23 protein-coding genes are annotated in these 22,818 nt (G+C 41.9%); 9 read left to right on the forward strand and 14 right to left on the reverse strand.

Features of this window, described 5'->3' with window-relative positions; translation table 11 throughout:
- Positions 1-2: 2 nt before the first annotated feature.
- The 5 genes from plsX to pdxA form a co-directional block, all read right to left on the reverse strand.
- Positions 3-941 (reverse strand): phosphate acyltransferase PlsX, encoded by a 939-nt coding sequence (gene plsX / locus GPM24_RS04655; protein WP_158825560.1) that lies wholly within the window; start codon positions 939-941, stop codon positions 3-5.
- 15 nt (positions 942-956) lie between these two features.
- On the reverse strand, positions 957-1,148 hold the full coding sequence (rpmF, locus tag GPM24_RS04660; protein ID WP_158825561.1) for a 50S ribosomal protein L32: 192 nt from the start codon (positions 1,146-1,148) through the stop codon (positions 957-959).
- Between the two features lie 17 nt (positions 1,149-1,165).
- Positions 1,166-1,687 (reverse strand): YceD family protein, encoded by a 522-nt coding sequence (locus GPM24_RS04665; protein WP_158825562.1) that lies wholly within the window; start codon positions 1,685-1,687, stop codon positions 1,166-1,168.
- Between the two features lie 85 nt (positions 1,688-1,772).
- Entirely contained in the window at positions 1,773-2,954 is a 1,182-nt protein-coding gene (locus tag GPM24_RS04670; RefSeq protein WP_158825563.1) for a heparan-alpha-glucosaminide N-acetyltransferase domain-containing protein, read from the reverse strand.
- Between the two features lie 100 nt (positions 2,955-3,054).
- Positions 3,055-4,110 (reverse strand): 4-hydroxythreonine-4-phosphate dehydrogenase PdxA, encoded by a 1,056-nt coding sequence (gene pdxA / locus GPM24_RS04675; protein ID WP_158825564.1) that lies wholly within the window; start codon positions 4,108-4,110, stop codon positions 3,055-3,057.
- Positions 4,111-4,267: 157 nt separating this feature from the next.
- Here pdxA and rsmA point away from each other — a divergent pair, with 157 nt between their 5' ends.
- The 4 genes from rsmA (at position 4,268) to GPM24_RS04695 (ending at position 7,300) form a co-directional block, all read left to right on the forward strand.
- Positions 4,268-5,050: a 16S rRNA (adenine(1518)-N(6)/adenine(1519)-N(6))-dimethyltransferase RsmA gene (rsmA, locus tag GPM24_RS04680; protein WP_158825565.1), complete on the forward strand. Its 783-nt coding sequence runs from the start codon at positions 4,268-4,270 to the stop codon at positions 5,048-5,050.
- A 157-nt stretch (positions 5,051-5,207) separates the two neighbouring features.
- Positions 5,208-6,146, forward strand: coding sequence for a 2-hydroxyacid dehydrogenase (locus GPM24_RS04685; RefSeq protein WP_158825566.1), 939 nt, complete (start codon positions 5,208-5,210; stop codon positions 6,144-6,146).
- A 161-nt stretch (positions 6,147-6,307) separates the two neighbouring features.
- The gene (gene greA / locus GPM24_RS04690; protein WP_158825567.1) at positions 6,308-6,781 is read left to right on the forward strand and encodes a transcription elongation factor GreA; all 474 of its coding nucleotides are present in this window, start codon (positions 6,308-6,310) and stop codon (positions 6,779-6,781) included.
- Between the two features lie 114 nt (positions 6,782-6,895).
- Positions 6,896-7,300 (forward strand): HIT family protein, encoded by a 405-nt coding sequence (locus tag GPM24_RS04695; protein WP_158825568.1) that lies wholly within the window; start codon positions 6,896-6,898, stop codon positions 7,298-7,300.
- Positions 7,301-7,404: 104 nt separating this feature from the next.
- Here the strand turns inward: GPM24_RS04695 and GPM24_RS04700 are convergent, their stop codons facing one another.
- Together GPM24_RS04700 and GPM24_RS04705 are read right to left on the reverse strand one after the other, a co-directional pair.
- A complete protein-coding gene (locus GPM24_RS04700; RefSeq protein ID WP_158825569.1) occupies positions 7,405-7,800 on the reverse strand; it encodes a VOC family protein in 396 nt (131 codons plus the stop codon).
- Between the two features lie 65 nt (positions 7,801-7,865).
- Positions 7,866-8,936: a PA0069 family radical SAM protein gene (locus tag GPM24_RS04705; protein WP_158825570.1), complete on the reverse strand. Its 1,071-nt coding sequence runs from the start codon at positions 8,934-8,936 to the stop codon at positions 7,866-7,868.
- Between the two features lie 228 nt (positions 8,937-9,164).
- On the opposite strand from GPM24_RS04705, the gene GPM24_RS04710 reads away from it, so the two are divergent.
- The 4 genes from GPM24_RS04710 to ruvC are packed head-to-tail and all read left to right on the forward strand — an operon-like array spanning position 9,165 to position 14,357.
- Positions 9,165-11,138, forward strand: coding sequence for a DUF3857 domain-containing protein (locus tag GPM24_RS04710; protein ID WP_158825571.1), 1,974 nt, complete (start codon positions 9,165-9,167; stop codon positions 11,136-11,138).
- A gap of 19 nt (positions 11,139-11,157) precedes the next feature.
- The gene (locus tag GPM24_RS04715; RefSeq protein WP_158825572.1) at positions 11,158-13,083 is read left to right on the forward strand and encodes a DUF3857 domain-containing protein; all 1,926 of its coding nucleotides are present in this window, start codon (positions 11,158-11,160) and stop codon (positions 13,081-13,083) included.
- 16 nt (positions 13,084-13,099) lie between these two features.
- Complete coding sequence (gene aat / locus GPM24_RS04720; RefSeq protein WP_158825573.1) at positions 13,100-13,735, forward strand: leucyl/phenylalanyl-tRNA--protein transferase; 636 nt, start codon at positions 13,100-13,102, stop codon at positions 13,733-13,735.
- 25 nt (positions 13,736-13,760) lie between these two features.
- Positions 13,761-14,357, forward strand: coding sequence for a crossover junction endodeoxyribonuclease RuvC (gene ruvC, locus GPM24_RS04725; protein WP_158825574.1), 597 nt, complete (start codon positions 13,761-13,763; stop codon positions 14,355-14,357).
- 176 nt (positions 14,358-14,533) lie between these two features.
- Here the strand turns inward: ruvC and GPM24_RS04730 are convergent, their stop codons facing one another.
- The 6 genes from GPM24_RS04730 to GPM24_RS04755 all read right to left on the reverse strand — a co-directional run bounded on the left by GPM24_RS04730 (position 14,534) and on the right by GPM24_RS04755 (position 18,641).
- Positions 14,534-15,286, reverse strand: a complete 753-nt coding sequence (locus GPM24_RS04730; protein WP_158825575.1) for a zinc ribbon domain-containing protein — start codon at positions 15,284-15,286, stop codon at positions 14,534-14,536.
- Positions 15,286-16,383, reverse strand: coding sequence for a Nif3-like dinuclear metal center hexameric protein (locus GPM24_RS04735; RefSeq protein WP_158825576.1), 1,098 nt, complete (start codon positions 16,381-16,383; stop codon positions 15,286-15,288). Before GPM24_RS04735 ends, GPM24_RS04730 begins: the two co-directional genes overlap by 1 nt.
- Positions 16,384-16,399: 16 nt before the next feature.
- Complete coding sequence (locus GPM24_RS22365; protein WP_199269701.1) at positions 16,400-16,540, reverse strand: DUF2905 domain-containing protein; 141 nt, start codon at positions 16,538-16,540, stop codon at positions 16,400-16,402.
- 96 nt (positions 16,541-16,636) lie between these two features.
- Complete coding sequence (locus GPM24_RS04745; protein ID WP_158825577.1) at positions 16,637-16,996, reverse strand: TM2 domain-containing protein; 360 nt, start codon at positions 16,994-16,996, stop codon at positions 16,637-16,639.
- Between the two features lie 179 nt (positions 16,997-17,175).
- The gene (locus GPM24_RS04750; RefSeq protein ID WP_158825578.1) at positions 17,176-17,583 is read right to left on the reverse strand and encodes a DUF4199 domain-containing protein; all 408 of its coding nucleotides are present in this window, start codon (positions 17,581-17,583) and stop codon (positions 17,176-17,178) included.
- Positions 17,584-17,810: 227 nt separating this feature from the next.
- Positions 17,811-18,641: an SH3 domain-containing protein gene (locus GPM24_RS04755; protein WP_158825579.1), complete on the reverse strand. Its 831-nt coding sequence runs from the start codon at positions 18,639-18,641 to the stop codon at positions 17,811-17,813.
- A gap of 227 nt (positions 18,642-18,868) precedes the next feature.
- Between GPM24_RS04755 and mfd the strand changes: the two genes are divergently transcribed.
- Positions 18,869-22,222 (forward strand): transcription-repair coupling factor, encoded by a 3,354-nt coding sequence (gene mfd, locus GPM24_RS04760; protein WP_158825580.1) that lies wholly within the window; start codon positions 18,869-18,871, stop codon positions 22,220-22,222.
- 110 nt (positions 22,223-22,332) lie between these two features.
- Here the strand turns inward: mfd and GPM24_RS04765 are convergent, their stop codons facing one another.
- Complete coding sequence (locus GPM24_RS04765) at positions 22,333-22,779, reverse strand: hypothetical protein (protein ID WP_158825581.1); 447 nt, start codon at positions 22,777-22,779, stop codon at positions 22,333-22,335.
- Positions 22,780-22,818 lie beyond the last annotated feature (39 nt).

The following is a 22,818-nucleotide window of genomic DNA, read 5'->3' on the forward strand; positions in this document are numbered from 1 at the left end:
ATTTATACGAAAGCTTGTTTGATTTTATTGACCAGGTCACTTTCAACCATATTGCGGGATAAAAGTACCATATTTTTAATGGCTTCGGGACTGGAGATGCCGTGCCCCACCACCACCGGCGCGTTTACACCCAGAATGGGACTGCCACCATGCGGTTCATAATTAAAGCGGTCAAAAAATTCATCTTTCAACCCCTTTTTGCGGGTAATCATATAAAAAGATTCGGCCAGCTTTAGCACAATGTTACCCGTAAAACCATCGCATACAAATATATCAGCACTTTCGCCAAATAAGTCGCGCCCTTCCACGTTGCCAACAAAGTTAAATAATGCCGTATCTTTCATTAAAGGGTAGGTGGCCAAACTCAGCATATTACCTTTTTCCTCCTCTTCGCCAATATTCATCAGGCCTACACGCGGGTTTTGCATATTATAAATATGCTGCCCGAATAAACTGCCCAGAATACCAAATTGCAAAAGCACATCAGGCTTGCAATCGGCATTGGCACCTACATCCAACAAAATACCCAAACCGCCTTTCAGTTTGGGTACAATTGCTGTCATAGCAGGGCGTATAACGCCCGGAATAGTTTTTACGCTGAACATGGAACCCACCAGCATAGCGCCTGTGTTACCAGCCGATGAAAATGCCTGAATGTACCCTTCTTTAAGCAGCTTAAAGCCCACACCTATGCTAGAGCCCGGCTTTTGCGCAATGGCTTTAGTAGGATGCTCGGCCATACCAATTACTTCGGTTGTATGCACAAACTCGAAATAATCGGGGCTGACATTATTTTCCTGAAGAATACTTACAGCTATCTCCTTATCGCCGATAAGCACCAGCTTTTGCTCTTCGGGTAAAGCCTTATAAGCTTCGATTGCTCCTAAAACGGCTGCTTTGGGAGCATAATCACCGCCCATAATATCCAAGCCAATCTTCATTGCAGAAAATTAGGCTTAGGCTGTAGCAGTGTTCTCGATTAACATTTTACCGTTGTAGTACAGGTTACCATCAACAGTATAAGCACGGTGTGGCAAATGCACTGCACCAGTAGTAGGGCAAGTGGTTAATGATGGGGCTTCAGCCTTATAGTGCGTTCTGCGTTTTGCAGTTCTTGATTTAGAGAACTTACGTTTTGGATTTGGCATAACTTCTTATTATTATATCATTTAAATTTTTTGAGCGCATCCCAACGCGGGTCTGTACTCTTTTCTTGTTCATCACCACCCGACAGTTTGTTTAAACGGTCAAGCATATCTTTATCACAATATGGGGTATTCCCCTCGCTGCCGCAGGTTGCAATAAACGGCACGGCAACGGTTACATATTCATATATCAACCCAGCAACACTGATTTCGTTATCATTTTTGTTGAGGGTTATAATTTCTTCGTCTTCGCTTACCTCTTCATCACTGAACTTGGCAATTTGCTGTTCACGTATGTCTAACTGCTGCGGATACTCTGCCAAACAACGGTCGCAAGTTAAATCAACCGTACCGCTGATGTGAAAGTTTAAGATCAGCATGGTTTCCTGCTTATCCAACTCCACCTGACATTGTAAATTCGCTTTCTTCACCAGCGAATATTCAAACTCGCTGAAAAATGCACTGTCTACGACATACTCAAACTGGTGCTTTCCCAGCTTCAGCCCTGTATAAGGTATCGAATATGTTCTTAACGATTTCAATGAGCGATAATTAGCCCGCAAATGTAGGAATTTATTATGTAATGCTAAAGTGTTTTTTCAAATAAGAAAATTGCACTTCTGTAAGCTATATTTTTAACCGGATATTGATTTTTTCGAGCAGCCGGGCCAACCATATCATGCCTAATGAAAAGATAATGCACTTGATTAGGCCACCTATGCCCTGGCTCAGATATTCGGGATAACCCAAATCCGTCATCTGATATATGGGATAAAATATAAACGGTATAAGGTAACAGGTAAAGGTATTGGTACCGGCCGGTTCTATGATTTTAAACCAGTTGTATTTGCCTTTCACATCTACCACAAACAAAAATATGGCATATACCAGTAAGCTGATGCCCGTACATAACAACACCCACGAAGGTGTATCATGCGCCTTAGAAATGCCGCCGCTTACGTAACGAACAATAAAACCAAGGTTAAACAAGATAACGGCCAGCAAAAACATGCCCGGCCAAAGCAGTTTCAGCTCTTTATTTTCAACCAAGCGCATGTACATTACTGATACCATAACGCCTGCCATGGTAAAAGCCTGCATAGCGCCGTTGCCGGCCAGCCATATATAGCTTTGCCAGCTATTCAAAAAGCTAAGCCAGCCAAAATGGAAGTCGAGATTGATAAGTACAAATATTACCCAGGCAGCGGCCTGTATCCATAAAATACCTTTGCTGTAATAGTAAATAAGCGCACACATCAAGTACGACCATCCTATTAGACCTAATATCCCCCACCAGCTAAAATGCAGCCATGACGAATGCGCCGGATCACTGCTTCTGTAAAGCAAAGACATGCTCACTAACAAGATAGCACCGAATCCTCGCAATAGTATCCGTTTAAAAGATTTTACATCGCGGTAATCCAGAAAGATAAAGAAAAAAGCGATGGTGACTAAACTTTCCCAAACGGGCTGGGGTAAAACGGTGTTAATGTCATCGTAAGTTTCCATATTGGCATGGAAAAAACCGATAAGAATAAGTGCCAGCGAACGGCTGGCAATACGGTATGGTACTTTGCCGCCTTTTTTTTGCCTGTTATGAAACGCAAAGGGAATAGAAAGCCCTACTATAAATAAAAAAGCCGGGAATATTACATCAGCCAGACCCAGTGCGTCGGCATTTTCGCCGGCATGTTTGAGCCAGGTTGGTACGCCGGGGATACCGTCCAGATCATTTACAAAAATCATCAGGAACATAGTAACCGCGCGGAACGCATCAATAGATCGTACCCGGTTGAATGGATTACTCATTATATTTCGGTAGAAGTACTAATTTCTGCAACTATTACTTAATTGGTAACGGCTGCAAAACGGAAACATTGTTACCACTTGGGTAACGGATATGTTATATTTAATCCCTGTCGCGGCTTAATTTGGCAAACGCCAGCGGATTTTCGTTCAGCACTGCTGTTTCCCGGCGGTGCTTCACAATATGTATAGCCTCAAACAACGCTTCGCGGAAAGAGGTTTCGGATGCTTTATTTTTACCGGCAATATCATAGGCCGTTCCATGATCGGGCGAAGTACGCACAAAGCTTAATCCGGCAGTATAATTTACGCCCGACTCGAACGAAATTTGCTTAAACGGGATTAAGCCCTGATCATGATACATAGCCAGCACGGCATCAAACTGCTGATAAGCGCCATTGGCAAAAAAGCCATCGGCCGCATATGGCCCTAAAGCCAGTATATCATTCGCACGCGCCTCTTCAATAGCCGGAATGATGACGTCCTTTTCTTCAGAGCCAATTAAACCGTTATCGCCGGCGTGCGGGTTAAGCCCAAGCACAGCAATTTTAGGTTTACGTATCCAAAAATCGTTACGCAAACTGGCATCCATCAGCCTTAGTTTAGCCAATATCTTTTCAACAGAAATACTTTCGGCTACCCGTGCAATTGGAATATGACCGGTTACTACGCCTACGCGCAAAGTATCGCTTACCAAAAACATCAGTACCTCAGATGCCCCGTCGCGCTGCTGCAAATACTCGGTATGGCCCGGAAAATTAAAGTTTTCGTTCTGGATGTTATCTTTATTAATAGGTGCAGTTACCAGCGCATCAATTTCGCCGGCCAGCAAATCATTGGTGGCACGCTCTAATGACACGAATGCATATTTGCCACCAATTTCGTTAGATACGCCCATCTCGATTTTAACGTCTTCTTCCCAGCAGTTAATGATATTGGCCCGCTTATGGTGAGCCTGTGCCGGACTGGTGATTACGTTAAAATTCAGATCGTGCACATGTACGGTACGACGGTGAAACGACGCCACTTTGGTATGCCCGTACACAATAGGCGTGCAGTAATCAAAAATGCGGCTATCGGCCAGTGTTTTGATAATTACTTCTAAGCCAATACCATTTACATCGCCAACGCTGATACCTATTTTTAGCTTCTCGCTCATTTTTCTTTATGCTTACACCATCCCATTTGCCAATGTTTACCTATGGTAAACTAACTTTTGGATTGGTTCAATTCATGCAAATAAAAAGTTTTTTTGGCAGTAATGTTTACTAACCCAGCGCAAATATGACGTAATTTGCTAAATATTTGCATAAATAATGTCATTGGTAAGAGCAAAGAAGCACCTCGGTCAGCATTTTTTAACCGATAAAAACATTGCTTCTAAAATTGTAGAAAGCCTGCGTCCGGCGCAGCATCAGTACACACAGGTGTTGGAGGTTGGTCCGGGCATGGGTATTTTGTCCGACTTTTTGTTACAGAAAACCGACTACCAAACTTACCTGATTGATATTGATACCGAGTCGTACTTGTTTTTACAGAAAAAATACCCGCAATTGGGAAATCGCTTAATGAACGCCGACTTTTTGGAACTCGATTTTGCTAAAACTTTTGATGGTCCGATGGCCGTGATTGGTAACTTTCCGTACAATATATCATCGCAAATACTTTTCAAGATACTGGACAACCGCCAGCAGGTAGTAGAGTCGGTAGGTATGTTTCAGAAGGAAGTTGCCGAGCGCTGCAACGCTAAAGCCGGCAGCAAAGAATATGGTATACTGAGCGTGTTTTTGCAGGCTTATTACAAAGTGGAATACCTGTTTACCGTAAAAGCCGGCGTATTTAACCCACCACCTAAAGTACTATCGGCAGTGATACGCCTTACCCGTAACGAGGTAAAGGAACTGCCTTGCGATGAAAAGCTATTTTGGCAAGTGGTAAAAGCCGGCTTTAATCAACGACGCAAAACCTTGCGCAATGCCCTGTCGGCTTTAATTAACAAAGAAGCGATGGCCAACGAGCCTATGCTGGATTTACGTGCCGAGCGATTGACGGTTGCTGATTTTGTGGAGTTGACGAATAAGATTACGGGAAATAGGTAAAAAGTTATTCTGTATATTTAATAACAAACGTCAATTATATTAATCTCTCGTCATTACGAGGAACGAAGCAATACCTGCATAGGATAATCAGTTGCTATGCACAGCTGAGAGATTGCTTCGTTCCTCGCAATGACAATTGGAATAAAACTATTTAATCTTGGATAACAGCAAACTTCTTATCGTCGACGATCTTCACCCCATCTTCATCGAACAAACCGAAGCATTAGGTTACACCTGCGACTACCGCCCTACCATCAAGCTGGAAGAGGCATTAACCATCTTGCCTAATTATGAAGGCTTGGTCATCCGCTCTAAATTCCAGGTAGATAAAGCCGTATTAGATACCGCTAGCAACCTGCGCTTTATTGCCCGAGCCGGTGCGGGCATGGATAATATTGACGAAGCATATGCGCAGCAAAAAGGCATCACCCTACTTAATGCACCAGAAGGTAACCGTGATGCCGTAGGCGAACATGCTATAGGCATGCTGCTATCGCTCATGAACAACTTTAACCGGGCAGATGCAGAAGTACGCAATAATTTATGGCAGCGCGAAGTTAACCGTGGCTACGAGTTAAAGGGCCGCACCGTGGGTATTATTGGCTACGGCAACATGGGCCAAAGCTTTGCCAAGAAACTGAAAGGTTTTGAGGTGAACGTTATAGCGTACGACAAATATAAAACCGGCTTTAGAGACGAATATGCCCGTGAGGTTAGTATGGAAGAAATTGTAAAACACAGTGATGTGTTAAGCCTGCACATTCCGCTAACAACAGAAACGAAAGACTTAGTCAATGACGAATATCTGTTCCACTTCAAAAAGCCTATCTTTTTATTGAATACTGCCCGTGGTAAAATAGTGCAAACTCAGGCAGTGCTCAACGCTATTAAACAAGGCAAAATACTGGGCGCTGGTTTAGACGTATTGGAAACCGAAAAGTTCCCGGCTTTGGGCGAGCAGCCGTGGTTTGACGAATTACGTCAATCGGGCAAGATACTGCTTACACCACATGTGGCCGGGTGGACTTTTGAATCGTACCGGAAGATAAGTGAGGTAATGGCCGAGAAAATAAAAAATTTGGATTATAAAATTTAATCTCCTTATCTTCGTTCTATATCCATAACAAGACTATGCGGCGCGTGCTCACATAGTCTTGTTTGTTTTTAGTAGCTATCGCGTCCTTTCTAACCAAAATGGAAAGGGCGGTTTTTTTTGATAGCCCTTAGTTAAAAATATCTATTTAAAATTGTGCTTATATGGCAGAGGTTTCATACTATACCAAAGACGGTTTAGAAAAACTTAAAGAAGAATTACAACAGTTAAAAACCACCGGACGTGCTAACATAGCCAAAGCTATTGCCGAAGCACGCGATAAAGGCGACTTATCTGAAAATGCCGAATATGATGCGGCTAAAGAAGCGCAGGGTCATCACGAAACTAAGATTGCCAAACTGGAAGAAACACTGGCTAACGCCCGTTTACTAGACGAATCAAAAATTGACACGTCTAAAGTACTGGCATTATCGAAGGTAAAAATCAAAAACGTAAAAAACGGTACCACCATGACTTACCAGCTGGTGTCAGAAAGTGAAGCCGATTTAAAATCGGGCAAGATATCGGTAAGCTCACCTATAGCTAAAGGTTTACTAGGCAAAAAAGTAGGCGAAAAAGCCGAAATTACAGTACCTGCCGGTAAAATAGAATTTGAGATTTTAGAGATTTCCCGGTAAATAAATAATTAAGTTGTTGAATGGTGAGTATTAGAGTTTTAAGAACATTTTAAATTACTCACTGTTCAACTAATTAACTATTCAACCACTCATCAATCAACCACTTCTTACCCTATGGCAACTATATTTTCAAAAATCATATCAGGCGAAATATCCGCTTACAAAGTAGCCGAGAGTATTGATTATCTGGCATTCTTAGATATCAGTCCGTTGGCAGAGGGCCACGTACTGGTTATACCTAAAAATGAGGTAGATTATATTTTTGATTTAGATGACGAGCTTTATACCGGCTTACAGCTGTTTGCAAAAATTGTGGCCACAGCCATAAAAGAAGCCATCCCTTGTAAAAAAGTAGGCGTAGCCGTAATTGGACTGGAAGTGCCTCATGCTCACATTCATCTTATCCCGATGAACGCGGTAGACGATTTGAACTTTTCCCGTCCTAAACTTAGTTTTCCAGCAGAGCAGATGGAAGCTACGGCTGAGAAAATTAAAGCGGCTTTAAGAAAAGAAGAGTAAAAACCTTTTACAGAGCTAATAAAAAAGCCACAACATGCCGATGTGTTAAGATACAGATCAGGCATGTTGTGGCTTTCGTATGTTATTAAGTATGGTAAGCTGTACTACAAATATTTTTCGGGAAAGGAATGCACCCCTACGCGGTTACCTTCGGTATCTATGAACGCACCCATGTAACCATAATCGGGCGAGATTTCGGTTTTAGGTAAAGCAATTTTGCCACCAGCGGCTTCAACTTTGTCTAAAATCTGCTGCACATCAGGATTTCCATTTAAATACAACAATGTACCGCCATTGGCAGAGGGGACAAAGTCGGGCTGCTGGGCCAACGCACCGCCAACACCAGTCATGGGGTCGGTAAGCGGAAACACACGCATTTTAAAGTCACCCATCTCTACCGGCGTCATTTTCATATCAAAAATAGCCTCATAAAATTTTTGTGCACGGTTAATGTCAGTGGTTGGAATTTCAAACCAGTTGATTGCATTTGTAAAGGTCATATTTATTTAGGTTAAGTAATTTAAATTTAAACAGTTAAACCAATATAAACAACAGTTACAATTAACTAAAACAAGGCAGTTTGCTTACCCGCTTTAGGTGTAAACAGCGATAAATCATAATCGGGCATTACCCGGCCGGCTAAAAATTTGTTGCAGGCTACGCGGTACAATTGCTGTATTGATTCAGATACTTCGCCCTCACCACCCATTCGCCGACCAAATTCACTGTCATTCAGGTTACCGCCATGGCATTCGCGTATCAGGTTCAGTACTTTTTCGGCCCTGTCCGGAAAAGTTTTGTGTATCCAGTCGGTAAATATTTCGCCGATGCTACCATTAAGGCGTACAATGGTGAAACCGGCGTCTACCGCTCCTCGGTTGGCGGCTGCCTTGATAATAGCAGGCACCTCATTACTGTTCAACCCTGGAATGATAGGCGCTGTCATCACCCGTACAGGAACACCTTTGGCCGATAGCTTTTCAATTACATTTAACCTGCCAATAGACGTTACCGTACGCGGTTCTAGCTTTTGCCTTAATTGTTCGTCTAATGATGTGATAGATATGTTGACGTGTATCAGGTTCAGCTTGGCCAGTTCTTCCAGAATATCCATATCACGCAGCACCAGGTTATTCTTGGTGATGATGCTTACCGGATGCCGGTACTGCAAAAACAGCTTAAGCATGCGTCGTGTAATTTCCAGTTCGCGCTCGATGGGTTGGTAGCAATCAGTGTTGCCAGACAATACAATAGGCAACGGCTTATACTTGCGTTTATTAAAATATTCTTCCAGTAACTCGGGCGCGTTACGCTTTACAATGATTTTACGCTCAAAATCAAGCCCGGCACTAAAGCCGTAATACTCGTGGCTATTACGTGCGTAACAATAAATACAACCATGCTCGCATCCCTGATATGGGTTAATGGAATGCATGTGGCTTAAATCCGGACTATTGCTTTTACTGACAATTTGCCGGGGCGTTTCTTCAAATATCTGGGTTTTGCCATTTTGCAGCATAGGCTCGTCCAGCGCTTCAATGTGTTGCGCTACATATCTGTTTTTCAGAAATTTATTGTGCGTATTTACCTGCGCTCCCCGTCCTCTGTAATAATCCTGATTCGCCTCAAATGCCATATAGCAAATTTGCTAAATACATTAGTAAATAGCAATCAAAAAATACTATTGTTTTTATCTGGCCACAATACCGTTCAATAGCCTTCAATAACCATAAACAAATAACCACTTTCCTATAGGTTAAACTTTTATATTCCAGCCGATTAATACCATTAAAAAGTTATTGCAAATTTCATTTATAACTTCCTTGTTGCTATTTTCGGATACTATTAACAAAACCTTATTCACATGATCAGAACTTGTACTATACTGGTACTGCTGTTTACTACTATTAGTGCTACTATAGCACAAACTCCGGCACCGGCACCAAAAGCCGTTCAAGCCTTCGGAAAAATCGACAAAGCCGACCTGGAACTTAAAGAATGTGCTTTTGAAAAAGATGCCAATGCCATGGTACTTTTTGAAAAAGGCGATGTGTACTTTGACGATAAGTTTAATGTTACTATAGAAGTACACAAGCGTATCAAAATTTTTAATGAAAGCGGTAAAAAACAGGCGGATATACGCATCCCCTATTATGGCGGTAACCGGGCTGAGTACGTTAACGGCCTACAGGCTGAAACTATTAACCTTAATGACGGAAAGGTTGAAATTACTAAAGTGGACAGAAAACAGATCTTTACCGAGAATGTGGACAAATCCAAAATGGCAATGGTATTCTCATTTCCTAACGTTAAACCCGGATCAGTCATTGAATTTTCTTACCGAAAGGTAAATCAAGCCACCTATGGCATTCCTGATTGGTATTTTCAGAGTGAAATACCTGTACGCTACAGCGAGTTTAATACCTCAATACCCGAATTCTTTTATTATCGCCTGCAACCACGGGTGTATCAGGCTTTCCAAAAAAACACCACCAGTTCAGAAAACCGTGCCATTCAAGGTTCTTCATTTAGCGAAGATCATAAAACATTTGCCATGGCCAATGTTTCGTCGTTGAATAGCGAACCTTACATGAGATCGTTTTGGGATAACGTACAAAGCATTCATATGCAGCTGGAATCCATCAAGCCCACGTTTGGATTTACGCAGCAATATTCTGAAAGCTGGGACAAGGTAACTACTAACTTACTGGAAGACGAAGATTTTGGTTTGCAGTTTAAACGTAAGCTTGTTAACGAGGAGGCAATTATCAGCAAAGCAAAATCGTTAAAATCTGACGATGCAAAAATTGGCTACATTTTTTCGGAAGTAAAAAATGCTATGAAATGGGATGGTACCGACCGGTGGTATACCATGGATGGAACAGCCAAGGCTTGGGATAAAAAGATTGGTAATTCAACCGAAATAAACCTGATTTTATACCGCTTGCTGGCACAATCTGGCGTTAAGGCTTATCCAATGGTAGTAAGCACCCGGTCAAACGGAAGGATAAATCCGGCCTATACCAACTTAACACAGTTTAACCGGGCGGTAGTATTCATACCTATAGATAGCACCCAAAATTATGTATTGGATGCCAGCGATAAATACAATTCGTACCGCGAAACGCCCGAAAATCTTTTATACTCACACGGATTTTGGGTAGATAAGGAAAGCAAACAGCATGCTATGGTGTTTTTGGACAACCCGAAACCTGTTAGACAAGCGGTATTTGTAAACGCCGAAATAAAGCCTGATGGCACCCTGAATGGTACTGCTCAAATTAACAGTTTTAGTTACAATCGCCATAATGCTATTGAACATTATAAAACCGATGGAGAAAAGAAATACATCGATTACTTGCGCGAAGACAACAACAGCCTAAGCATCAATTCGCTTAAACTGGCTAATATGGATTTAGATTCATTGCCGCTTACACAAAGCATGAATTTTAACCTGGAACTTACCGGTTCGGATAAAGATTATATTTATTTTAATCCTAACCTGTTTACCTCGTTGCATAGCAATCCTTTTTTGAGCGAAAACCGGAATAGCGATATAGATTTTGGTTATCTTAACCAGTACAACATTAACGGTTTATATAAAATACCTGCTGGTTACAAATCTGATGCATTGCCTAAAAGCTTGAGTATTGTGATGCCCGACAACAGCATTACTTTCAAAAGAATTGTGGCCGAGCAAGATGGGGTTATTGCCATCCGATATAGTATTGATTACAAAAAAGTACTCTTCTTTAAAGAAGATTACAGCGATTTACATGCCTTCTACAAAAAAATGCATGAATTACTGAATGAGCAGGTAGTTTTAAAAAAGTCGTAATTCTTTCCAACTAACAAACATGTTTAATAAGATTTTTTGTAGCGTAGCTCTATTGGTGCTGGGCTATACTGCTGCACAGTGCCAGGATAAAAATATTCCAAAGGATCTGTATGTAGCCAGTACTATTCCCGATTCGCTAAAGCAGGATGCGAATATGGTGGTAAGATATGAAACGCTAGAAACCGCTGTATCAGCACCCGGGCGAATGACTATTAGGATTCACACCATTAATACTATTTTAAACGAGAAAGCAGAACGTTACGCACAAATGGTAGTGGGTTATAACAAGTATAACACTATCAATACCATGCATATGCTGGTATATAATGCTGACGGCAAACTCATAAAAAAATATAGCAAAAGCGACGCCTATGACCAATCAGCTACAGATGATGGCACAATGGTATCTGACGATCGTTTAAAAGCCCTGCAACATAATGTAGCCAGTTATCCAATTACCATAGAGCAAATTGCCGACTTAAGCTCCAACAGCTATTTGGATTTAAACAGCTGGACTATACAAATGCCGGAAGTAGCTGTACAAAACGCCAGTTATAAAATTACCATAAACCCGACATTAGGCTTTAGATATAAAAATAAGAACACTTCGATAAAGGCTTTAAAACAAAGTGATGGCAAGAATGATGTTTACCTGTGGCAGGTTCAAAATCTTAAAGCAACTGTACCAGAAGAAGATGTGCCGGCATGGCGAGTTGTTCCTAAAATAGAATTTGCTGCCAATTCTTTTGAGTATGACGGTATATCGGGCGATTTGAGCTCATGGCAGAGCTTTGGAAAATGGCAACAGGCACTTAACGCCGACGTTTGCACACTAAGTCCTCAGCGCGCTGAAGAAGTCAGGCAAATGGTTGCAGGCTTGAAATCAGATAAAGAAAAAGCTAGTTTCCTATATAATTACATGCAGCAAAGTATGCATTATGTAGGTATACAACTAGGTATAGGTGGTTTTAAGCCTTTTCCTGCAATGTTTGTTGATCAAAAAAAGTATGGCGATTGTAAAGCACTTACTAACTATATGTATGCTTTATTGAAGGCTGTAGATATTCCCTCATATCATGCATTAATTAGGTCTGGAGCAAACGAAGAGCCTGCCGATGTCGATTTTCCGGGAAGCCCGTTTGATCATATGATTCTTTGCGTGCCATTTAAAGGTGACACCACTTGGTTGGAGTGTACCAGCAACACAAATCCTTTTGGCAAATTAGGCAGTTTTACCGAAAACCGGAATGCATTGCTAATTACAGAAAATGGGGGCAAACTAGTAAATACGCCTAAAAGCACAGCAGCAGATAATCAATTTACCAGCAATGTACACATTGTACTGGATGCTGACGGTGGAGCTAAAGCACAAGTAAAAATTTTAAGCACCGGAGGTTACCGTGACGTTTTTGTTCGTAGGTTTCCAACCATTAATCAAGATAAGCGAAAAGAGTATCTGCTTAGAAATTATCATATTAAGCAACCGTCGGCTTTTAATTTTAAAGATGCTGCTGATAGTGCAGGTGTAAAAGAAGTTGACTTGGATTTAGAATATGATACTTTTTGCGATGTGGCAGCCGGCAACAAGCGATTTTATCGCCCGCGGATATTTGACCTGTGGAGTGCAACATTATCATCGGTAAACAAACGCACTGGCGATTACTACTTTGAACATCCCATGCAAAAAACTTGCGTAACCACTATTGATTTACCTGCAGGTTTTGAAGTAGAGTCTTTACCGGCCAACGTAAGTTTAAAATTCACCTATGGTGGCTATGAGGCCAATTATAAGTATGATGCAGCTAAAAATGCCGTTATCAGTACTGTTAAATTTAATCTTAACCAGCATGTAATTCCGGCTGCAAAATATGCAGAGATGCAGCAGTATATGGATAACATCAGCAAAGCGCAAAGTAAAAAGCTAATTATCCATCGCAAGGCTTAATTTTGCCTTGCCGGATATGATATTTCAACTTGACGAACGTTTGATATTTCCAAAGCCCGATCTGGCCGAACCAGACGGGCTTTTGGCTGTAGGTGGCGACCTATCGCCCCAGCGGTTGCTATTGGCTTACAGTCACGGAATATTTCCGTGGTATAGTGACGAAACGCCTATTTTGTGGTACTCGCCACATGAGCGCTTTGTGCTGCTTCCGAACGAAGTACGCACTGCCAAAAGCATGAGGCAGGTGCTGCGATCGGGAAAATTCAGGGTTACAGTTAATCAAAACTTTGCCGATGTTATTGAGGCATGCTCCGCTGTACCACGTGAGGGGCAGGATGGTACTTGGATTACTGAAGACATGAAACAAGCTTACATCACATTACATCAGCAAGGCCACGCCTATTCTTATGAAGTATGGCAGCAAGATGAACTGGTAGGCGGCTTGTATGGCGTACAAATAGGCCGCGTGTTTTGCGGCGAAAGCATGTTTAGCCGCGCTAGTAACGCTTCTAAAGCAGCGCTAATTACCATATGCCAGTCTGGGTTATATGACTTGATTGATTGCCAGGTACACACCGAACACCTGGAAAGTATGGGAGCCCACTTTATCAGTCGTGAGGCTTATATGCACGTCCTACAAAATAAAAGCTGATGAAAAGCGTACCTTTGTAACCGATATGGAACTTCAGCCAAAAAAGGAAAGGATAATTCTGGGCATCGACCCGGGAACAGCGGTGATGGGTTATGGCTTAATTAAAGAAACCGGCAGTAAAATTGAACTCATTAGCCTGGGTGTGGTAAAAATTCCAGGCGGCGATGACCATATGTTAAAGCTGCAGCGCATATTCGAAAAAACGGTAGCCCTGATTGACAATTACCACCCCGATTGTTTGGCTATTGAAGCTCCGTTTTACGGCAAAAATATACAGGTAATGCTTAAGTTGGGCCGGGCACAAGGCACAGCTATTGCAGCTGCCCTGTCGCGTAATATTCCGGTAAACGAGTATTCGCCCCGTAAAATAAAACAGTCTATCACCGGCAACGGTAATGCCACCAAAGAACAGGTGGCCGGCATGCTGCAACGCTTGCTCAATTTTCAGGAAATCCCTGAGTTTTTAGATGCTACCGATGGATTGGCTGTTGCTGTATGTCACAGCTTTCAAAAAATCACTACAGGTCGTGGCAGTAAGATTACCTATTCGGGTTGGGAATCGTTTGTAAAAGAGAATACGAAGCGGGTAGCGTCGCCGTTGAAAATTAAAAAGCCTTTGTAACTATTAATATCATTTTGCTTTGTTTATCGCTTGTGCTTTGGCACATCACATCAATAGAATTGAAAAATTTTCAAATTCAAATTATTACATCAAAAACAGCACGCTTAAATAGCAAAACAACCCAACAAAAAAGGCGCTTAAATAAGCGCCTTTTCAATATCTGGTAATGTTAATAATTATACGTGTTGCTCTTGCTCAACTTCTAAAGCCATTTGCTCGTCAACCAAAATACGGCCGCAATGCTCACAAACGATTACTTTTTTGCGCTGGCGGATATCAGCCTGGCGTTGAGGTGGAATTTGGTTGAAGCAACCAGAACAAGAATCGCGTTGGATGGTTACTACAGCCAAACCGTTTTTAGCATTGTTGCGCAAACGGGTATAAGCTGTTAATAAACGCTCTTCAATGTTATTTTTGGCAGTTCCAACCTGTGCGTTAAGCTCATTTTCTTCTTTTTCAGTTTCGGCGGTGATAGTGCCCAGCTCTGCTTTTTTAGCATCCAAATCTTTTTGTCGACCTTCTAAATCGGCTAAAGCTTTTTCGTAAATCTGAGTTTTAGAAGTGATTTCAAAACCGTACTCACGAATTTTTTTCTCACTTACCTGAATATCCAGACCTTGAATTTCAATTTCTTTGGAGATAGCATCATACTCACGATTGTTTTTCACATCGTTAAGTTGCGCTTCGTATCTTTTAATATTAGCCTGAGCTTCTTTGATCAGGTTTTTGCGGGTTACAATATCATCCTCTAAGTCATCCAGCTCACTTTTGATTTTCTGGATGCGGGTTTCCAGACCAGCAACATCATCTTCCAGGTCGGCTACTTCCATAGGCAGCTCACCTCTTACCTGGCGTATTCTGTCAATTTTGGTGTGGATAGTTTGTAGCTCATATAAAGCTTTCAGCTTTTGTTCTACGGTTTGTTCCATCAAATAAAATATTTTATGGGGTTTGTATTAATTTCTGTTAAACGGACCGCAAAGTTACTAAATTTTTTCTGTATTATTTCATACAATAAATGCTGTGTAAATTGCTCACTTTCAAAATGTCCGATGTCGGCAATCACTATCTTTCCTTCGGCGTCAAAAAATTCATGGTATTTATAATCAGCCGTTACAAAAACATCGGCTCCGGCAGCTATGGCCTGTTTTAGCAAAAAGCCCCCCGAACCTCCGCACACGGCTACTTTTTTTACCATTTTTCCGGTTAATGCCGTATGGCGCACTACTGCTGCATTCATCTTTTCTTTCAAATGCCGCAAAAAGTCGGTTTCAGACAAAGGTGTTTCCAGCTCACCTACCATGCCCGAACCTACCTCTTGGTGCTGATTGGTAAGCATATACAGGTCATAAGCCACTTCCTCGTACGGGTGAGATAAAAACAGGCCCATTAGTATTTTGCTTTCCAGATAGGCAGGATAAATGGTTTCGATGCGCACTTCACTTTCGGTATGGCGATGGCCTACCTCGCCTACATAAGGATCAGTTCCTTCTTCTCCCTTAAAAGTACCTTTACCCTCAGCATTAAAGCTGCATTCGCTATAATTGCCAATATGCCCGGCACCTGCTTTAAACAAGGCATTTCGCACCGCTTCGGCGTGGCTTACAGGTGCGTAGGTAACCAGTTTTTTAAGGATGCCTGATTTAGCAGATAATATGCGTGAGTTTTTCAACTCCAGCGTTTGGCAGATACGAGCGTTTACGCCGTCCATTACATTATCCAGGTTGGTATGAATGGCATACAAGGCAATATTATGCCGGATGGCTTTCTCAACCACCCGCTCCACATATGTTTTGCCATTGAACTTTTTAAGTCCTTTAAATACTATGGGATGATGAGAGATAACGATTTGACAACCAGTGCGGATTGCTTCATCCACCACAGCTTCGGTACAATCTAACGAGATTAGGCCCTGAGTAATTTCCTGATTGCCGTTACCCACAATGAGGCCCGAGTTATCGTAATCTTCCTGGTAGCTTAGCGGCGCTATGCTTTCCAGGTAAGCGGTTAGTTCTACAAGTTTCATAACAGCGGCAAGTTAGTCAGCCATTCAGGTAACGCCAAATCCGAAGAACAATAAAAATGATTACATTCAACAAAATAAGCGTGGTAATAGGGAAGTAAAACCGAAAGCTTTCACGCTCTATGCGTATATCACCGGGTAAATGGCCAATCCAGTGCAGCTTATCGCTAAAAAAAAAATCGCTACTCCAACCAACAACACCAAACCACCAATAATTATCAGCACTTTTCCGGTATCACTCCCCATATGTAAGCTTTTAGCCCCCCCCCATTTTCACCATTTGTAAGGTTTCATAAGCCATATCGCGGTTATAATCAGTAGCTATGCTTTTATGATTAATGATATCGACAACAGTTCCGATACCGCAAAAGCCACCGGTAAGCAGGTAAATAATACCCATACCAACTTGCCCTACTAAAAACCGCTGCACGCCGGCCACGCCTACAAAACCTAAAAGGGTAAACAGCAAAATATCTTGTGGTGTGCGGCGCTTGCCGCCATAAATGCTAATAAAATTGCGTTGCTGATTTTCGGTTAGTCCAACGGTGGCCTGTTGCAAAAAAGCCATTTCTTCGGGGGTGATGCCCGAAAACATGGTATAAAAGTTAGCGTCCATGCTTATAAGTTTAAGTTTACTAAAAGTAAATATTTGTTTAAAGACTTAGACGCTGATTGATATAAATATTACAGATTCAATTAAAATATTTTGATGAATGCACTATAAATACAAAAAAGCGGATAGCTGCTAACAATGAATGTAGCTGCTATCCGCTTTTTTACGTTTATCAGCTTATTTTAATCTATTTTATTGGTATGTGTCATTAACAGCAATGTTGCCCCAAATGCCGAGATTACACCAATAAGCAAGGCACCAAATAAACGGCCCGAAAAATCGCTTATGTTATGAGACGCTTCTACATAATTAATGTAAATGATACCGGCAAAAACAGCAATAACACCGCCGATAAATAATATTTTGAGGCTTTGTACAATTCCGCCCAAAAAGCTCAAACTACCGTTCATATCATGGTCGCGATAACTTTTAAGGCCAAAAAACACACCGATGACGGGTATCAGAATAGAAATATATTCAATAGGCGAAACCTGGTCGCCAACCATGGTATAGCCAGCCCAGCGCATGATAAATAGCCATAGTCCGCTTAAAATTCCTATAATTAATCCAGATGCTACTGCATTTTTCATGATAATATCAGTTTGGTTAAAATTAGTTTCAGTATCTTGATATGCAGTAAAAGGATTTAAAGCAGTAGTTTGTTTGCTTGTTTATGGTTCTTTTTGCCATCGCTATTTTAAGTATGCAACCTGGCTGGTTGTTAAAACTACCGAAACGACAAGGTTAACAACGCTTAAAAGCTCGCCCCATTTATCAAAAGCCAAACCTGAATATTAGAACAAAAATATCTTGATAGTTACTGAGCGCCTATTGTCCATTTAGGTACATAACCTACAGTACCTTCATAAGCCACTTTGCAGTAATTACCCGCTTTCTCGAGCACATAAACTTTTGTATTATTAGGCAGCACCCTAATAATATCAGCCCTAAAGCTATCATATTCGCGCAAGTTGATTACGCCGGTTTCATTCGCTTTTAAATAGGCTGTAAATAAATAGCCGGGATTGGTTGGTAAGTCATCCTCGTTTTGCTCAATAGATTTTTTAATAACAGGCTTGTTACTGGTATGGTCAACCACCGCTATTGCCCGAACAGGCTGAGGCCCTATAACACGAGTTGGTTCTGGAACAGATACAACAGCTGCCTTTGCGTTCACACCAGCTTTTTGTACATGAGCAACATACGTAGCTTTAAACTTTTTCTTCTTTTGGTAATGCTTTACCGTTTGCACCGGAACTGCTGCTATTGTTACTTGCGGTAATACTTTTTTAGCTTTGGATGCCGTAACAGATTGCAGTACATACCTGCCAAAGATAACCGTTATAGCTATTAGCACCAGGGTAAATACCACATCCACCCATTGCGTTTTGGCCATAAAGCCCTTCTTTTTAACCGGCTTAGCTTTATTGACCTCGAACGCTTTTAATTCGGCATTGTATTTACTGCGCCGAACCGGGTCGCTTAGCACATCAAACGCTTCATTTATTTCGCGATAACGATTTTCAAAATACAAATCGTGGTGATTCAGGTCGGGCCTGAACTTTTCAGAAAGCTTTCTATACGCCAAGCCAATCTCTACAGCGGTACAATTTATATCCAAACCCAAAATGTAGTAGAAATCTTTCATAACCAAACTTTTACAAGCCTCGCCAGTGCCTTATGCGTTTGATTTATTTTAAATCATTTCGTTTAATTGAAAATAAGATTTTTTTACATGAATAGAAACTTAAAATTCATACTCTTTTAATTTTCGCCCGCAATATTCCATTGCTTTATCCTCCTTGCATTGCGACTCTCAGTTCTTGACTCTACTTACACACATTAAGGCATCTTTTTTGCTTATCTTTGCATGTTTTGAATATTCGAGAAATTTTAGAAAAATATAAAACAGATGAGCGGGTTACGGCGCTGGCTAAAGCGCTCAACAGCTCTAAAAATCCGCGGGTTCAGCTGCGTGGGTTGGTTGGTTCGAGCGATGCCACTATTGCGGTAGCCTTGTACTTTTTACAGCACAAGCACCAGCTGTTCATTTTGCCCGACCGCGAGGAGGCCGCCTATTTTCAGGCCGATCTGGAAAACCTGACCGGCAAGGAAATTTTGCTGTTCCCATCCTCTTACCGCAAACCGTTTGAATTTACCCAGCCCGACAGCAGTAACGTACTGGCCCGCGCTGAGGTTCTTAACGAACTGAACCATTCCAGCGAGTACGGCCAACTGATTGTTACCTACCCAGAGGCTATTGCCGAAAAGGTGATTGATCGTTCATCGCTCGAAAAAAACACCTTGGATATCAGCGTAAACAGCAAACTAAGTATCGACTTTATCAACGAGTTTTTGATTGAGTACGATTTTGAAAGGGTTGATTTTGTGTACGAGCCTGGCCAGTTTTCGGTACGTGGTGGTATTGTGGACATTTTCTCGTTCTCGCACGATTTGCCTTACCGGGTAGAATTTTTTGGCGACTTTATTGAATCGATCCGCACGTTCGAAATTGAAAGCCAATTGTCGGTTGAACAAGTTAAAACCATCACCATTGTGCCCAACGTACAATCCAAGTTTTTAACCGAAAATAATATTTCATTATTGGAATATATTGAAGCCGATACACAGGTATGGATTAAGGATGTACAATTTACGCTGGACATTATAAAAGACGGTTACAAAAAGGCCACTCAATTGTGGAAAGCCCTATCCGCCGATGAGAAAACCCAGAATCCTGATTGGATTGACCCCAAATATGCTTTTACCGATGAAAAAATGATTGCCGACCAGCTGCACGATTTTGCAGTGGTAGAATTTGGCAAACAATTTTTTTACGATGCGCAGCATACGCTTAACTTTGACATTCGTCCGCAGCCATCGTTCAATAAAGACTTTCAGCTGCTGATACACAATATTAAAAACAACGAGACCGATAAAATTGAAAACCTCATCTTTACCGACAACGCCAAACAGGTAGAACGGCTATATGCCATTTTTGATGACCTGGATAAAACGGTAAAATTTACGCCGGTTAATGTATCCATTCGCGAAGGTTTTATTGATCGCGAGCAACACCTGGCCTGCTATACCGACCACCAGATATTTGACCGTTACTACAAATACAAACTACGTAAAGGTTACCAGCGCACGCAGGCCATTACCCTGAAAGAATTGCGTGAATTAAAACCTGGCGACTACGTTACCCACATTGACCACGGTATTGGCAAATACGCCGGCCTGGAAAAGGTAGAGGTGAACGGCAAAATACAGGAAATGATACGCCTGATTTATGCTGATAACGATTTGCTTTATGTAAATATCAACTCGCTAAACCGTATATCTAAATTTAGCGGTAAAGAAGGCGCCGTGCCCCGGATGAATAAGTTGGGCACCGATACTTGGGAGCGGTTAAAAAAAACTACAAAAAAAAAAGTTAAAGACATCGCCCGTGACCTGATTAAGCTTTACGCCGTGCGTAAGGCCCAACACGGCAATGCCTTCTCGCCCGATAGTTATTTACAAACCGAACTGGAGGCGTCCTTTATATACGAGGACACGCCCGACCAGGAAAAAGCAACGGCCGATTTTAAACGCGACATGGAATCGCCGCACCCGATGGACCGACTGATTTGTGGCGACGTAGGTTTCGGCAAAACTGAAGTAGCCATCCGTGCTGCCTTTAAAGCCGTAGCCGATAGCAAGCAGGTAGCCGTGTTGGTGCCTACTACTATTTTGGCCGCGCAGCACTTCAAAACCTTCTCGGACCGGCTGAAAGGTTTTCCTTGTAACATTGATTTTATCAATCGCTTTAAAACCAACAAGCAAATTAAAGACAGCTTGGCCAAACTGGCCGAAGGCAAACTGGATATCATTATTGGCACCCACCGCCTGGTAAGCAAAGACGTAAAGTTTAAAGACCTGGGCCTGATGATTATTGATGAGGAGCAGAAATTTGGCGTAGCTACCAAAGAAAAGCTGAAAGCCATGCGTGCCAACGTAGATACCATGACGCTTACGGCAACGCCTATCCCACGTACGCTACACTTCTCGCTGATGGGTGCGCGCGATTTGTCTATTATTTCCACCCCGCCACCTAACCGCCAGCCGGTAGTAACCGAACTGCATGTGTTTAACGATAAACTGATTAAGGAAGCGGTTGAATACGAAATTGACCGTGGTGGGCAGATATTTTTTATCCATAACCGCGTAGCCGACCTACCACAACTGGGCGGCATGATTCGGAAACTAGTACCGAAGGCCCGTATCGGTATAGCCCACGGTCAGTTGGAAGGTGATGATCTGGAAGACGTAATGCTCAAGTTTGTAAACCACGAATATGACGTGCTGATTGCCACTACTATTATCGAGGCCGGTTTGGATATACCGAATGCCAATACCATCATCATCAACCATGCGCACATGTTTGGTTTGAGCGATTTGCACCAGATGCGTGGACGGGTAGGCCGTAGCAACAAAAAGGCATTTTGTTACTTGCTGAGTCCGCCATTGTCAACCCTTACTTCTGAAGCGCGTAAGCGTTTGAGTGCTATTGAAGAATTTTCCGACTTAGGCAGCGGCTTTAACGTGGCCATGCGCGACTTAGACATCCGCGGCAGCGGAAACCTGCTGGGTGCCGAACAAAGTGGCTTTATTGCCGAGATCGGCTTTGAAATGTACCATAAGATACTGGATGAAGCTATTCAGGAACTGAAAGACGAAGAATTCAAGGAGGTATTCCAGGATGAAAAACCACGTCCGTTCATCAGCTTCACGCAGATTGATACGGATATGGAGATCCTCATCCCCGACGAGTATGTAACCAACCTTACGGAGCGTTATAACCTGTACACTGAGGTATCTAAACTGGAAAACGAAACCCAGCTGCAAGCCTTTGAAAAGCAACTAGCCGACCGCTTTGGACCCGTGCCACCACAGGTGAACGACTTGCTGAATACCATCCGCCTGCAATGGATGGGTAAGGCTATCGGCTTCGAGAAAATATCACTGAAAAAAAATGTATTGCGCGGCTATTTTCTGGCCAACCAGCAGTCCAGATATTTTGAATCGCAGGAGTTTATGCAGGTGCTCAACTTTGTCAAAAACAACCCGCGTCGGGTAAATATGAAAGAGGTTAAGAATAGCCTGCGTATTAGTATTGAAGGTGTTCGGAGTATTGAAGAAGCGGTAGATATATTGAGTGAGGTTGGGATTGGAGTACCGGCGTAAGCTTTATACTTAATATCACTTTTTATTTTAAAAGGCGCTTATGTGGGTAGTGTATAACAAGTACATCCATGCAAGCGTCTTTTTTTAATAGACAAATTAACAGCAGGTAGTTATTTCGATTTTTTTGCTAAGCTTATCTTTTTTATTTTTTGAACAAGGAACCTAGAATTGTTCGATCCAAGATGTCCATAGCCACCCTTTTTTCCTGTTTCATATATGCCTATTGCTTCAATTATCAAATAAGAATTCCAGTAATGTCTGTGAACTTTAGCAAAGGCTTTTCCAATTTTTGAAGGCAGTTTTTCTTCTTCAAAATCTAACTCTACCTTTAATTCTCTTGCACATAAATCAGGATTTATAGGATAAATTGCCCAATACTCTTCCATACCGCTGTAAGCAAACTTCAGATAAACTTGTTTATTTTGATAGTTTGGCAAATCACAAAAGCTAATAACTGGCACGCCACTGGAAGCTTGTATTGAATACTCTTTTTTTAACGAAGAACAAGAAAAAAGGGATATGATACATGTAATAGCTGCGAGCTTAATATATTTCATCTTAATATAGCTAATAACATAAAACAGCCATAAAAACGC

The sequence above is a fragment of the Mucilaginibacter lacusdianchii genome (assembly GCF_009770985.1).
Lineage (GTDB): Bacteria > Bacteroidota > Bacteroidia > Sphingobacteriales > Sphingobacteriaceae > Mucilaginibacter > Mucilaginibacter lacusdianchii.

Coding starts and splice junctions, on each gene's coding strand:
- plsX (WP_158825560.1), bottom strand. CDS start 941: ATGAAGATTGGCTTGGATATTATGGGCGGTGATTATGCTCCCAAAGCA.
- rpmF (WP_158825561.1), bottom strand. CDS start 1,148: ATGCCAAATCCAAAACGTAAGTTCTCTAAATCAAGAACTGCAAAACGC.
- GPM24_RS04670 (WP_158825563.1), bottom strand. CDS start 2,954: ATGAGTAATCCATTCAACCGGGTACGATCTATTGATGCGTTCCGCGCG.
- pdxA (WP_158825564.1), bottom strand. CDS start 4,110: ATGAGCGAGAAGCTAAAAATAGGTATCAGCGTTGGCGATGTAAATGGT.
- rsmA (WP_158825565.1), top strand. CDS start 4,268: ATGTCATTGGTAAGAGCAAAGAAGCACCTCGGTCAGCATTTTTTAACC.
- greA (WP_158825567.1), top strand. CDS start 6,308: ATGGCAGAGGTTTCATACTATACCAAAGACGGTTTAGAAAAACTTAAA.
- GPM24_RS04695 (WP_158825568.1), top strand. CDS start 6,896: ATGGCAACTATATTTTCAAAAATCATATCAGGCGAAATATCCGCTTAC.
- GPM24_RS04700 (WP_158825569.1), bottom strand. CDS start 7,800: ATGACCTTTACAAATGCAATCAACTGGTTTGAAATTCCAACCACTGAC.
- GPM24_RS04705 (WP_158825570.1), bottom strand. CDS start 8,936: ATGGCATTTGAGGCGAATCAGGATTATTACAGAGGACGGGGAGCGCAG.
- GPM24_RS04710 (WP_158825571.1), top strand. CDS start 9,165: ATGATCAGAACTTGTACTATACTGGTACTGCTGTTTACTACTATTAGT.
- GPM24_RS04715 (WP_158825572.1), top strand. CDS start 11,158: ATGTTTAATAAGATTTTTTGTAGCGTAGCTCTATTGGTGCTGGGCTAT.
- aat (WP_158825573.1), top strand. CDS start 13,100: ATGATATTTCAACTTGACGAACGTTTGATATTTCCAAAGCCCGATCTG.
- ruvC (WP_158825574.1), top strand. CDS start 13,761: ATGGAACTTCAGCCAAAAAAGGAAAGGATAATTCTGGGCATCGACCCG.
- GPM24_RS04730 (WP_158825575.1), bottom strand. CDS start 15,286: ATGGAACAAACCGTAGAACAAAAGCTGAAAGCTTTATATGAGCTACAA.
- GPM24_RS04735 (WP_158825576.1), bottom strand. CDS start 16,383: ATGAAACTTGTAGAACTAACCGCTTACCTGGAAAGCATAGCGCCGCTA.
- GPM24_RS04745 (WP_158825577.1), bottom strand. CDS start 16,996: ATGGACGCTAACTTTTATACCATGTTTTCGGGCATCACCCCCGAAGAA.
- GPM24_RS04750 (WP_158825578.1), bottom strand. CDS start 17,583: ATGAAAAATGCAGTAGCATCTGGATTAATTATAGGAATTTTAAGCGGA.
- GPM24_RS04755 (WP_158825579.1), bottom strand. CDS start 18,641: ATGAAAGATTTCTACTACATTTTGGGTTTGGATATAAATTGTACCGCT.
- GPM24_RS04765 (WP_158825581.1), bottom strand. CDS start 22,779: ATGAAATATATTAAGCTCGCAGCTATTACATGTATCATATCCCTTTTT.